The sequence below is a fragment of the Microbulbifer sp. MLAF003 genome, from assembly GCF_030012965.1.
Lineage (GTDB): Bacteria > Pseudomonadota > Gammaproteobacteria > Pseudomonadales > Cellvibrionaceae > Microbulbifer > Microbulbifer variabilis.
In genome coordinates this window covers 3,406,769-3,418,831 of record NZ_CP120232.1, presented here as the reverse complement: position 1 = coordinate 3,418,831, position 12,063 = coordinate 3,406,769, and the positions used below count along the sequence as shown (strand labels likewise).

Genomic DNA, 12,063 nt, shown 5'->3' with positions numbered 1-12,063 from the left:
ACTTTCCAGTTTGCCCGCTGTGGGATTTTCAGATCATGCATATCAGCTCCTTTGCTCTGCTGTTTTTCTTTGTTGCCTTGCTCTTTGCTTTACATCGCTGGCATAGAGGCCGGAAGTCTCTGGCCCCCGCAGTTTTTGCCGGCCTGCTACTCGGTGTAGTTTTTGGTGCTCTGTTGCAATTATCTCGTGGCTGGGGTGCCGCCCCCGTAGAAGTATTGCCCTGGATCCAGATGCTGGGTAAAAGTTACGTAAACCTGCTGTACATGCTGGTTATGCCGCTTGTACTTACTTCTATCCTTGTTGCGGTAGTGAAAGTTAGTCATACACAGGCGCTTGGCAGAATCAGCGTTTCCGTTTTGGGGGTATTGCTAGGCACAACAGCGATAGCAGCCTTAATCGGCGTAGCCATGGCAGAGCTCTTTGGCCTCTCCGCCGCTGGGCTGGTTGAGGGTTCCCGAGAGGCAGCACGGGTTGAAGTACTCAATGAGAGAATCGGCAGGGTGAGTGATCTCTCCATACCGGAAATTATCAGCACCTTTATTCCGCGTAATATATTTCAGGATTTGACCGGTGCCCGCTCCACCTCTGTGATTTCAGTGGTTATTTTTGCTGTGCTATTGGGGCTTGCGGCCCTGGCTGTGCGTCGAGAGTTCCCGGAAGAGGGCGCGGCAATTGAGCGCTTTGTTCACATTGCCCAAGTGTGGGTGATGAAGCTTGTGCGCCTGGTGATGGCTTTCACTCCATACGGTGTAATGGCACTGGTTGCAGGATTGATTGCAAAGTCCAGTTGGGCTGATATCGCCAATCTGTTTGGGTTTGTGGTGGCCTCTTTTTGTGCGATTGGTCTGATGTTCCTAGTTCATGGGGCACTGTTATTTATAAATGGAGTGAACCCACTGCACTATTTCGCCAAAGTATGGCCGGTGTTGATATTTGCTTTCAGCTCCCGCTCCAGTGCTGCAACAATACCGCTCAACGTGGAAACACAGGTGGAACAGTTGCGTAACTCTCCCGCGATTGCCAATTTTTCCGCATCGTTTGGGGCTACTATTGGGCAGAATGGTTGCGCCGGTATTTATCCTGCGATGCTTGCCACTATGGTGGCGGTACCCATGGGAATTGATGTGTGGGACCCGCTTTGGTTGGGTACCCTGATTGCGGTAGTGGTTATCAGTTCATTTGGGATTGCTGGCGTGGGTGGCGGTGCTACTTTTGCCGCGCTGGTGGTACTTCCAGCCATGGGGCTGCCCGTAACAATTGCCGCATTGTTGATTTCCGTGGAACCACTGATCGATATGGCGCGTACCGCACTGAACGTTAACGGTGCTATGACGGCTGGAACCCTGACACAGCGCTGGCTGGGTGATGAAGTACCCGGAGCTGAAGTGGTAGAAGGGTGAGTAAAATGCCAGTGACTACTGGCATTTGTCTTAAACAGTCTTTATTGAGGGTGAATTACCAGAAAAATCAGGGTTGACTGTCAACCATTTAGTGCAGAGGCCGTTCTAGTCAGTGTTTGGAAAATTTGTTTATTTTTGATCACGGAGCTGGAGCAACTTATGAAACAACTGATGGGACTTCCCCTTCTGGTCGCCAGCCTGGCCCTGCCAACCTCTCTATTTGCCCACGAGGATAGTATCCGATCCCATGATCACGGCGATCATGTGGAGGAGCGCCTGGATCATAAAGGTGATCGTATTGAAAGCAAGCTGGACAACAAGGGGGATCGTATAGAGGAGCGTCTTGATAACAAGGGCGACCGAATTAATGACCGCCTCGATCAGCGTGCAGAGCGAGCAGCTTCCAATGGCAATGAAAAGTTGGCTGAGAGGCTAGACCGCAAAGGGGATCGTATTGACAACCGCCTGGATCATAAAGGTGAAAGGATCAATGAGAGCCTCGATACGAAAGGCGAAAAAATCAATAGCCGCTTAGATAATAAGGGTGAGCGAATCGATCGCCGTATGGATCAACGAGCAAAATATAAGAAACATAAAAAGAACAAAAACGACTGATGAAGCCCGGTAAAAAATCGTCTTAAAAAAATCGTGACGGGACTGGTTTCGTAAAGAGACCGTGGAAAGTATTTCTGTGCACAAGGACCTCAGCCGGCATTTATGAATCAGTTCCTCGCTCAGGTGGAAAAGCGGGCTTTTACTATGGCAAATTTTGCTGTAGGTAACCGTGATGATGCGTTAGATATTGTTCAAGACTCCATGTTGGCACTGGTCAAGAATTACAGTGGCCGTGAAAGGGCCGAGTGGCGCCCGCTTTTTTTACCATTCTTAACAACCGCATTACTGACTGGCACCGACACAATAGGAAGTTGTCCCGCTGGCAATTAATCCGGGAAAAGCTTCCTATCAGTGGTGATGACGATGATGATGCATTTGCCACGGAATGGGTTGATATCTGGGGACCGACACCAGATAGCGCATTGATCGGCGAACGCTTATTGCTGGCTATTGATGGTGCAGTAAGCCAGCTGCCATTGCGACAACAGCAGGCATTCCTGTTGCGCTGTGTTGAAGGATTTAATGTGGCAGAAACCGCTCGCGCAATGTCTTGTAGCCAGGGCAGTGTCAAAACCCACTTATCCCGCGCTATGCATAGCCTGCGCAGCCACTTGGAGGAGTTCCAATGATACAGTCGGATAAATCTGTTCTGGAACAGGAGCGGCGGTTAGTGAAAGCTGCTCGAGTGGCGGTCACTCGCCGGGAAGAGGAAATTGATGGGGAAACCCTTTCAAGGTTGAGGCGTGCCAGGGCGGACGCCCTGAAGCAGTCAAAGACCAGGAGTATATCGGGGTATCACTGGCTATGGCTCAGTGGTGCCTGCACAGTGCTGGTGGTAGCACTGCTCTGGTCGGGCACTGATAATTCCCCGGGTAAAATAGAGCCGTTTATTGCAGGAGACTGGCTGCTGTATGAAGAAGTGGATGTAGAAATGATCGAGGATATGGAATTTTATCAGTGGCTGGCGGAGGAGCTGGATGGGCACTCCTCTTAAGGAGGGTAAGTTTCTTTTTGTTGTCCTCTTGTTGTATGGGGTGGCGGTAAAAGCTGCGGAGATGGAGCCCCTCGAGGAGGATTTTCTGTTGTTTCTCGGCGAGTGGGTGGATGAGCGGGGAGATGTACTCGTGCCTGAGGAGTCAGAATTATGGCCTGAAAGTCCGCAAAATGAGGTGCGTAGGCAGCGCCATTACGACGAGGGTGGGTATACCCGTGAGGATCAGTGGGATGAATAACTGGGGCATCTTCTACCTCGTTCAGCTGTGTGGTCTGCTGTTATGTCTCTGGGGAAATATCTCGCTGGCTCAGGAGTGGCAGACCCTCAATGAGGGTGATCGTCAGTTATTGAGGGGATATCAAGACCGCTGGCCCCAAATGAGTGAAACCCAGAGAGCTCAATTGCTGCGAGGCGCCAAGCGCTGGCATACAATGAGCTCCCAGCAGCGTAGCCAGGCGCGTGAAAAGTTCGAGAGCTGGCAGGCGTTACCCGAGGATCGTCGCAACCGTCTTCGAGATTCCTACCGCCGCTTTATGGATATGCCAGAGGAGAAGCGCCAGCAAATCCGTGAGGCGCGCAAGAAATTCCGGCAGATGCCCCCGGAGCAGCGCCGCCAGTTGAGGGAGCGCTGGAATAAAGACAAAAGTGGTCAGCGCCAAGCCAGAGGCCGGGAGCTTAATGACTCAGGAGGGCAAAGTGGTCGCAGTGAACGACGTGAGCGAAATGGTCAGCAAGAGCACAGCAACCGGAGTGAGCGGCGCGAACGCAAACAGCAGCGTGAGAGAGATAATCGCCGTGAGCGTTCAGAGAGACCAGAGAGACAGATGCGGCGCGAACAGAGAGAAGGAGGGGAACGTCGCCAGGGGCGAGAGAGGTCGGGGGATTTCTGACGCTTTGTGCCTGCTATTGTGTAATTCAGCGTCTATTCAGATCGATTCGATTAATCTGCTACCCGTTGATAAATAACGGGAGACTGATTGTGCAACCTTTGAAGCAGTTTATCGCAGGCGCAGCCGTGGCCGCTTTGGTTGGCTTAAGTGCTACCGCCAAGGCGGGACCGGCTGGTTATGCAGATCCCTATGGCGCCGATAGTTACGATTTCGCTCGGGTTACGGAAGTTACACCCGTTTATACCGATGTAGAGGTTCACACTCCTCGCACCCAGTGCCGCGATGAGCAAGTGATGTACCGCGAACCTGCATCTCCGGCGGGTACCCTCGTAGGCGGTTTGATTGGTGCTGCAGTGGGCAACAGCCTCGGTGGGCACGGCCATCGCGGCCGCTATCACCACGGTGGTCACCGTGGCGGTGCCACTGTAGCTGGCGCTGTAGTTGGTGCCCTGGTGGGAAGCCAGATCAGTCGTGCCAATGCCCAGACATACTACACCACTGAATCCCGTTGTCGTGTTGTGGACGAATTCAGCTTACGTAGGGAATTAGTCGGATACGATGTGCGCTATCGGTATAATGGTCAGGTTTATCTGACTCGTACAGATTATCATCCTGGAGATAGAATCCGGGTTCGCGTCGCAGTTTCACCGGCACCTTGAGCCGGCGATAGCGCGGCCGAAGAGAGTTTAAGGTGGAAAATTTGGATATCCACAGGAGCCACACCGTGAAACTATGCCGCGCTTTAATACGGCCTTTTCTCCTTGTCTTCGCACTGTTACCCGGGCTTTGTGCCGCCTCACTGCACGGTTTACCGTCATACGAAAAAGAGGCTTTCAGGTACGAATACCGACGAGCGCAGGCTGGGGAGATTTCTCGTAAACAGGCCGCCTCCATCGTGAAGCAGCGTTATGGCGGCAAAATATTGTCAATCTCTGAGACCCGCAGGCAGGGACAGGCGGTATACCGCGTGAAGGGATTGTCGGATAAGAGTCAGGTTTATGTGGTCTATGTGGACAAGAAAAGCGGTCGCATCTCCCGTTAGCTGGCCGCACCCCCACAAAATAGATCCGCAGTGTAAAGGGATAGAAAATGCGTGCTTTATTGGTCGAAGATGAAGCTTTACTGAGACAGCAGCTGGCGGAGTCCCTGCGTGGTGCCGGGTATACGGTGGATGAAGCCCCGGATGGAGAGGAAGCCCTCTATCTGGGTCGTGAATTCCCCTACGATATCGCGGTGATGGACCTGGGATTGCCCAAAATGGATGGTATTCAGGTGATCCGTACCCTGCGCGGTGAGGAGAAACACTTTCCCATCCTGATTCTAACGGCTCGCGGCCATTGGCAGGAGCGTGTGGCCGGGCTTGAAGCCGGTGGTGATGACTACCTGGTAAAACCTTTTCATACCGAGGAACTATTGGCGCGTCTCAATGCGTTGGTGCGACGTTCCGCAGGTTTCTCCTCCCCCAGCATCAAAGCTGGCCCCATAATGCTGGATACCAGTTCACAAAGGGTCACTGTGAATGAAACGGAGCTGGAGTTGACTTCTTTCGAATACAAGGTGCTTGAGTACTTGATGTTGCACCCGGATGAAGTGGTTTCCAAAACTACCCTCACTGAACATATTTATGAACAGGATTGTGATCGAGACAGCAATGTCATTGAGGTCTTTATAGGACGCCTGCGCAAGAAGTTTGATACAGCAGCGCAACTCAAGCCCATCGAAACCCTGCGTGGGCGTGGCTACCGCTTTGTTGCGCCCCAGTAACTGCCATTCTGAATGCGTTTTTTCTCATTTTGGTTGAATTCCCTCAAAGGCCGGCTTGCCCTGGTTACCAGCCTGGTGCTTGTCGGGTTTGTCTTGCTTATTTCTGGTGTGCTCGAACACGCTTATCGCACCTCTCTTGACGAGGCCAAGCAGCGGGAATTACAGCTGTATATCTACACTCTATTAGCACTGGCTGAACCTGAAGGGGAAGGTTTGGTGTTGCCGCCGGAATTACCTGAGCAGCGTTTTAATCAGCCGGACTCCGGCCTGGTTGGCGCAGTCCTGGATGGCGAGGGAGAGATTATCTGGCGCTCTGAGTCGGCATTGGCTATGCCGGATCTGCAATTCAATTCACTGCCACAAGGGCAGCAGTCCTATATGCAGATTTCCCTGCCCGGGGATGATACAAACTACAGCAGTTTTCGCCAGGGTGTGGCCTGGGGACTTGAGAATGAAAATCCCTTTACTTTCGTTGTTTTGGAAGATGCAGGGCCTCTCAGAGCGCAGGTGGGGCAGTTTCGTTCCACTATGTGGCACTGGCTTGGTGTGGGTGCGCTTTTGTTGATCTTGGCACAGTGGTTGGTTTTGCGCTGGGGTTTTGCACCACTAAATGCACTGGCAGATGCACTGCGGGATATGCAGCAAGGTGGCAGTGACCGACTCGAAGGTAATTTCCCACGGGAACTGCGTCCTCTCACCGATAACCTCAATTTGTTGATTGAAAATGAGCGGCGCCAGCGGGAAAAGACTCGCCATACACTGGCCGATCTGGCCCACAGTCTAAAAACGCCCTTGGCCGTACTCAAGGGGTTAAGCCTGGAAAGTGACAGTAAGGCTGCAGGAAAGACTCTGGTGGATCAGGTTCAGCGCATGGACAGCATTATTAGTTACCAGCTACAGCGGGCAGTAGCCAGCTCCCCCAAATCTATCCTGCGTGGTATCCCAGTTGCGCCCCTGCTGGAAAAAATCCTGGATGCCCTGGAAAAAGTTTATCGAAGTAAACCCAGCCAGGTGCACAGCCAGTGCAGTGAGCGAGCCTTATTTTACGGGGACGAAGGGGACCTGATGGAGTTGCTAGGTAATCTATTGGATAACGCCTATAAATATGGTGAGGGTGAAGTAAAAGTTAATATTAAGAATGCCGATGATGGACGCAAGTTGACAATTCGTGTGGCAGATAACGGCCCTGGCCTTGATAGTAAAAAATGGCAGGAAGTCACCCAGCGTGGGGTGAGAGCCGATCAGCAGCAGCCGGGGCAGGGGATTGGGCTTGCTGTGGTTATGGATATTGTCGAGAGTTACCAAGGGCGCATTAATGCAACGCCCTTATCCGGTGGAGGTACGGAAATTACAGTGGTGCTGTAAATTCCGTATTGCGCCCAGGGACTGTTTATTGTTTAGAACCAGCTATCCTGCATATCAAATGGAATACTGTTACCGCTTTTAAGTAGAGCCATAGATTGCTTAATATTTGGTAGTTCCCACTCAAAGTAAAATTGAGCAGTGTGTATCTTGCCGCGATAGAAGTTTTCATCCTCCAGACTGGGATTATTTTCCAGTGCTTTCTCTGCAATAATGGCTTGGCGCAACCAAATCCAGGCGACCAGTACACAGCCAAACACATCAAGATATAAAGTTGCGTTACTGAGGCCGCGGTCTACGTTTTCCTGCAGTTGCCCGAATAGAGCCATTCCGGTTTCATCGAGTTTTTCCAGTGACTCCTCCAGGGCGTTTGCCATGGACCCCAGGTTATCTTTATCTCGCGCTTGCATTACTGTGTTGCGGATTTCTGCCTGCATTAGCTGATAGGCGGCAAGGTTTTTGGCGGGCACTTTTCGTGCAAGCAGGTCCAGTGCGTGGATTCCCTCAGTACCCTCGTGAATAGCATTCAGGCGGTTGTCCCGATATAGCTGCTCCAGGGGGAATTCGCGGATGTAACCGGCACCACCGAGAACCTGGATCGCCAGTTCGTTGGCTTTCAAGCAATATTTTGAGGGCCAGGATTTTACCACTGGGGTAATCAAGTCCAGCAGGGTGGCCGCTGCCTGGCGTTTTTCCTCTGTAGGTGCTGTATGCTGATCCTCATACAGGGAAGTTGCATAAATACTCAGTCCCAGACCACCTTCGGAATAGGCTTTCTGCAATAAGAGCATACGACGCACATCGGCGTGCTGGATAATGGGAATCTGTTTGGAACTGGGGTTGCGATCGGAGGGAAGCCGGCCCTGTGGGCGCTCTCTGGCGTATTGGAGAGAATAGGCATAGCCTTGATAGCCCAAAACCGAAGCTCCGGCACCAACACTGATGCGGGCTTCGTTCATCATTTGGAACATATATTTTAGGCCTTGGTGCGGTTGACCAATCAGGTAGCCCACTGCCCCCTCATTTTCTCCAAAGCTCAGCACAGTAGAGGTGGTATTGCGGTAGCCCATCTTGTGCAGCAGCCCAGCCAGTTTTACATCGTTGCGTTCGCCGGCCTGACCATTTTGATTGAGGAGGAATTTGGGCACTAGGAAGAGGGAGATTCCCTTCACTCCCGCCGGAGCACCTTTGATCTTCGCCAATACCAAGTGCACGATATTTTCGGTTAGGGACTGGTCGCCCCCTGAAATAAACATTTTCTGTCCGTGAATACGGTAACTACCATCTTCCGATAGTTCTGCACTGGTGCGGATATCAGCCAGGGCGGAGCCCTGATCCGGTTCTGTTAGCGCCATGGTGCCGGCAAAGCGGCCATCCATCATCTGCGGAAGAAATTGAGCTTTGAGTTCATTGCTGGCAAAAGAACGTATCAGGTTGGCAGCACCGATTGTCAGGAATGGGTAACTGGCACTGGCAATATTGGCTGCGCTGATAAAGGCGAGGGAGGTGCGCATTATGATTTCGGGAAGCTGCAAACCGCCCTCTTCGAAGTCGCAATGTGCGGCGAGAAACCCAGCCTCTGCAAAAGCATCCCAGGACTGCTTGGTTTCCTCGATCAGGTGTACCTGTTCTCCATCAAAGCTCGGCTCATTGGCATCCCCCTTAGCGTTGTGATTGGCGAAATATTTTTCTGCAATAGTACGAGCGGTTTTGAGGGTAGCGTCGAAAATCTCGCGGGAGTGTTCCCTATAGCGCGGTCTTTGCAGCAGCGCTTCAGTGTTGAGGAATTCATAGAGGAAAAAATCTGTATCACGCTCTTTGAGCAGTGGATGAGCCATACCTGCCTCGTCAATTATTTTTATAAATCATCGTTGCTTAGGTACGGCGATAGATTAGTCAAGCTACCCTACCGCCATATCAGCATATAAGTAAACGCGCAGTATTGGCACTGGACAATGACTTATTGTGTGATTGCACTTGGCGATATAGTGAGAGGATATGGTCGTGCTATTTAGAGGTGTTTTGGTAAGTGTAGTCTCGGCTTTCAGTGGGTCTCGGTACCACTTTACGCCACAGGGCATCGGCCATTTCAGCCGGTGGTTGTTTGCAACCAGCAGCAATCCATCTGGCAATTGCCTCCGCCACATTAGGCCACTGGATACGTAGTGGTGGCGGTAGGTTGTTAAGCCAGTTAATGATACTTTGAGCGTTAATACACTGAACAATTTTTGCCAGCCCTAACTGATTAAGTGCCTTGGCATTGGCCAGCTGTTCGAATTGGGAGGCCAGTGGGCGGCTGAGAATTGGCTTGCCCAGAGCCAGTGTCTCGGCCAGCAGCTCGAAGCCGCTATTGCAGATAACTGCCCTGGAATTTGCCAGGTCCCGCTGGAATCCAGTGGTGGAAGGCGCTTTGAGACAGATATTCTCAGCAGCAGGCAGGTTCTCAGGTATACCGTATACGATAAACTGGTCATCTACTTTTGAAAGTTCCTCCAGCATCGGGACGGGATGCTCAAAAGGTAGATATACCAGGATATGGCTTCCCGCATCCTGATCGGGTCCTTTTTGTGGTGGAACAATTGGTGGAAGTATGGGGTGTCCAAAATGATGCCAATGTAAACCCAGGCTTTTTGTGTCGGTGCGAAGATCCGCAATATGTTATGGGCGAGCCAATTAAATCTGGGGGCAGGGATCGGGTAGAGAAATGCATACTGGTGGCCGATCCCCACGCTAGCTTTCTTTCGAATTTTAGCTGCCCAGGCAGTTACAGGCTCATAATCACTAATAATTAAATCGAACTCATCGATTGGTAATTCTGAAACTTCTTTTTTAAATTGGAAGAAACCGAGCTTTTGGATTGTCTCAAAGGTTTTTAATTTCCCTTCTCGATGTATAAATGTTAAACCTCTCCGCCACCAATAATCTCCAAAAATTTCCATGCCAAATAAATTTTCTTTTGGTCTACCGGAAAATAGCCATTGGATTTCCAGCTCGGGGTATTTTTGCAGCGCCTTTGCCAATGTGCGTGAGCGGGCAATATGGCCATTACCTGTAGCTTGCACACCATAAAGTATCTTCATGAGAAAGTTACGCTCGTGGTTATTGCAACACAGGTACCGAGCAGGGCTCCAGCACAAATATCTGAGGGAAAATGCACGCCCAGGCCGACCCGCGCTACGCCGACGCCCATGGCCCAGATATAACCAAAGCCCCACAGAGGACTGAACTCAAGCGTTAAAAAAGTAATAAGCATGAAAGCAGCGGAAGTATGACCTGAGGGCAGGCTGAATTTATCGTGTGCGATGATGATGGGACGCATGCCGGGTATGGCTTGTGGGGGGCGCCTGCGTCGGGCTGTATTCTTGATGGCCCAATACAGAGATCTTTCGACTGCAACGCCGGTTAGGGCTGCAATAAAAAGCTGTGTGGCTGCATTATAAATAATGTGGCTGATGAGTACGGTTACGGATAGCCAGCCATCACCGGATTTTGACATCCACAGGTAACGCCTGCGCGAACTGGGTTGTGATGCCCTTTCCATCATATACAGGACCAGGGACACATCGACACTCTTCAGATTCATGGATAAGTCTCGCATGCAGCCAACATAGGAATTGATTATTGCACGGAGTTGACCGAATTATGTCGCAATAGTGAAATCTCAAAAATTGGAGAATCTGATGACTTGGCGGCGGGCTCTTTAAATCTGGTGGGACTTTCCCTTGTGCTAAAAAACTAGAATAAATGAACGCTTAAAAGCGTAAAAAGACAGGTTTTCCCTGCGGGTAAAAGAATTACCCGCCTGAAGAGAGGTTTTTGGTTAAGAAATTTTGATTTCTATATTACTGGAACCAGGTAGGTTTTCCACTAGCTCTGGCCCACATAGCATTGATGGCGTGAAATAGCCGCCTCTTCCCGAGTAAGTGAGGAGAAACTCCATAACTGCCAGTGAACCGGATACTGTAACATCGTATCCATTGGCGGTGATGACACGCCCCACTTTTCGCTCTCCACGGCGGTCGTTGCGCACCTCACCCCAGACCCAGGTCTTCTGTTCCTTGCGGCGTTCCTCATTGGGTCCGCGCACTGATTTATCGACCTTGGATTTCAGCCAATTCTGCACCCATTGGGTGCCCAACAGCCAGCGGATACTATTCAGGCGCTTCAATTTCTTCGCCCTTTTGGGGCTCATGGGAATATATGCCTCTATATTTGGAATACCGGTGGAGTAAAAGGCGGTTGCGACATCTCCCCATGGAATGGAAACTGCAAACTTACTGCCGCGGCCAAAGTCTATCTCTCGTGTCAGCTGGCCATGGCCGACTGTCTCAATCTTCCCCTTGCGGCGTATGGCACCACCAACGCCTAGACTCTCGATTGAGGTTTTCGCAGTGCCGGGGCTCAAACCTGAATCAGAGTCGAACCCCAATGCCAGGTGCGTGGCAGAGGGCATCTTTTTGTGTAGTGCCGCCGCCAGGCAGTCGGTGGGGACTACATCAAATCCTGTGCCCGGGCAAAGCACTACTCCGGCGGCCTCAGCCTCAGCTCCTAGGCTATGGGCTGCCTCATATACCGCGATTTCGCCGGTAATATCCTGGTAGTGGGTTTTTGAGCGAATACATGCCCGCATCATCGGCTCTGCGGTTGATGAAAATGGACCGGCACAGTGAATTACCAGATATACATCCTGCAGGCTGCGCTCCAGGGTTTCAGTGGCTTCAAGGCTAACTGCTATTGCAGGCAGGTTGAGCTGGTCTGCGACGGACTGGAGCTTCTGGGGGTTGCGTCCGGCCAGGATAGGGTGATAACCCTGTGCTACGGCTGCTCTGGCGATTAGTTCGCCTGTATAACCATTAGCGCCATAGATCATGATGTTTTTATTGTCCACCGAGTGTCCTTATTATGTGGCGTAGCTGGTTATTACCCAATTAACTGGCACCCCAGCGAAATAGTTTGTTATTTTGGGTTTTGGGCTTAGGCCCGGGTGACTTGAGGGTATATTGAGCGAGCTCCCTGGTGCAATTCGCGAAATTGTTCC

At 51.3% G+C, this 12,063-nt stretch carries 16 protein-coding genes; 11 read left to right on the top strand and 5 right to left on the bottom strand.

What is annotated here, in order from left to right; all coding sequences use genetic code 11:
- Positions 1 to 35 precede the first annotated feature (35 nt).
- The 11 genes from P3339_RS16395 (at position 36) to P3339_RS16345 (ending at position 7,028) form a co-directional block, all read left to right on the top strand.
- The gene (locus tag P3339_RS16395; RefSeq protein ID WP_020411784.1) at positions 36 to 1,400 is read left to right on the top strand and encodes an L-cystine transporter; all 1,365 of its coding nucleotides are present in this window, start codon (positions 36 to 38) and stop codon (positions 1,398 to 1,400) included.
- 159 nt (positions 1,401 to 1,559) lie between these two features.
- Positions 1,560 to 2,015: a hypothetical protein gene (locus P3339_RS16390; RefSeq protein WP_282951212.1), complete on the top strand. Its 456-nt coding sequence runs from the start codon at positions 1,560 to 1,562 to the stop codon at positions 2,013 to 2,015.
- 102 nt (positions 2,016 to 2,117) lie between these two features.
- On the top strand, positions 2,118 to 2,345 hold the full coding sequence (locus P3339_RS16385) for a hypothetical protein (RefSeq protein WP_282951211.1): 228 nt from the start codon (positions 2,118 to 2,120) through the stop codon (positions 2,343 to 2,345).
- Complete coding sequence (locus tag P3339_RS16380; RefSeq protein WP_282951210.1) at positions 2,327 to 2,644, top strand: sigma factor-like helix-turn-helix DNA-binding protein; 318 nt, start codon at positions 2,327 to 2,329, stop codon at positions 2,642 to 2,644. The genes P3339_RS16385 and P3339_RS16380 overlap by 19 nt, the downstream gene beginning before the upstream one ends.
- Positions 2,641 to 3,009, top strand: a complete 369-nt coding sequence (locus P3339_RS16375) for a hypothetical protein (protein WP_282951209.1) — start codon at positions 2,641 to 2,643, stop codon at positions 3,007 to 3,009. Before P3339_RS16380 ends, P3339_RS16375 begins: the two co-directional genes overlap by 4 nt.
- On the top strand, positions 2,993 to 3,247 hold the full coding sequence (locus P3339_RS16370) for a hypothetical protein (RefSeq protein ID WP_282951208.1): 255 nt from the start codon (positions 2,993 to 2,995) through the stop codon (positions 3,245 to 3,247). The genes P3339_RS16375 and P3339_RS16370 overlap by 17 nt, the downstream gene beginning before the upstream one ends.
- Positions 3,240 to 3,899, top strand: a complete 660-nt coding sequence (locus P3339_RS16365) for a DUF3106 domain-containing protein (RefSeq protein WP_282951207.1) — start codon at positions 3,240 to 3,242, stop codon at positions 3,897 to 3,899. Before P3339_RS16370 ends, P3339_RS16365 begins: the two co-directional genes overlap by 8 nt.
- 89 nt (positions 3,900 to 3,988) lie before the next feature.
- Positions 3,989 to 4,558 carry a glycine zipper 2TM domain-containing protein gene (locus tag P3339_RS16360; RefSeq protein ID WP_020411790.1) on the top strand — a complete coding sequence of 190 codons (570 nt, stop codon included), beginning with the start codon at positions 3,989 to 3,991 and terminating at the stop codon, positions 4,556 to 4,558.
- Positions 4,559 to 4,590: 32 nt separating this feature from the next.
- Positions 4,591 to 4,941, top strand: a complete 351-nt coding sequence (locus P3339_RS16355; protein ID WP_282951206.1) for a PepSY domain-containing protein — start codon at positions 4,591 to 4,593, stop codon at positions 4,939 to 4,941.
- A gap of 47 nt (positions 4,942 to 4,988) precedes the next feature.
- Complete coding sequence (locus P3339_RS16350; protein WP_020411792.1) at positions 4,989 to 5,663, top strand: response regulator transcription factor; 675 nt, start codon at positions 4,989 to 4,991, stop codon at positions 5,661 to 5,663.
- Between the two features lie 12 nt (positions 5,664 to 5,675).
- Entirely contained in the window at positions 5,676 to 7,028 is a 1,353-nt protein-coding gene (locus tag P3339_RS16345) for an ATP-binding protein (protein WP_020411793.1), read from the top strand.
- Positions 7,029 to 7,060: 32 nt separating this feature from the next.
- On the opposite strand, the gene P3339_RS16340 is transcribed toward P3339_RS16345, so the two are convergent.
- The 5 genes from P3339_RS16340 to P3339_RS16320 form a co-directional block, all read right to left on the bottom strand.
- Positions 7,061 to 8,863, bottom strand: coding sequence for an acyl-CoA dehydrogenase (locus tag P3339_RS16340; protein WP_282951205.1), 1,803 nt, complete (start codon positions 8,861 to 8,863; stop codon positions 7,061 to 7,063).
- Between the two features lie 169 nt (positions 8,864 to 9,032).
- The gene (locus tag P3339_RS16335) at positions 9,033 to 9,557 is read right to left on the bottom strand and encodes a glycosyltransferase family protein (RefSeq protein WP_282953610.1); all 525 of its coding nucleotides are present in this window, start codon (positions 9,555 to 9,557) and stop codon (positions 9,033 to 9,035) included.
- A complete protein-coding gene (locus tag P3339_RS16330; protein ID WP_282951204.1) occupies positions 9,500 to 10,105 on the bottom strand; it encodes a glycosyltransferase family protein in 606 nt (201 codons plus the stop codon). The genes P3339_RS16335 and P3339_RS16330 overlap by 58 nt, the downstream gene beginning before the upstream one ends.
- Positions 10,102 to 10,608: a phosphatase PAP2 family protein gene (locus P3339_RS16325; protein WP_282951203.1), complete on the bottom strand. Its 507-nt coding sequence runs from the start codon at positions 10,606 to 10,608 to the stop codon at positions 10,102 to 10,104. Before P3339_RS16325 ends, P3339_RS16330 begins: the two co-directional genes overlap by 4 nt.
- Positions 10,609 to 10,845: 237 nt before the next feature.
- Complete coding sequence (locus P3339_RS16320; protein WP_282951202.1) at positions 10,846 to 11,913, bottom strand: saccharopine dehydrogenase family protein; 1,068 nt, start codon at positions 11,911 to 11,913, stop codon at positions 10,846 to 10,848.
- Between the last annotated feature and the right edge of the window lie 150 nt (positions 11,914 to 12,063).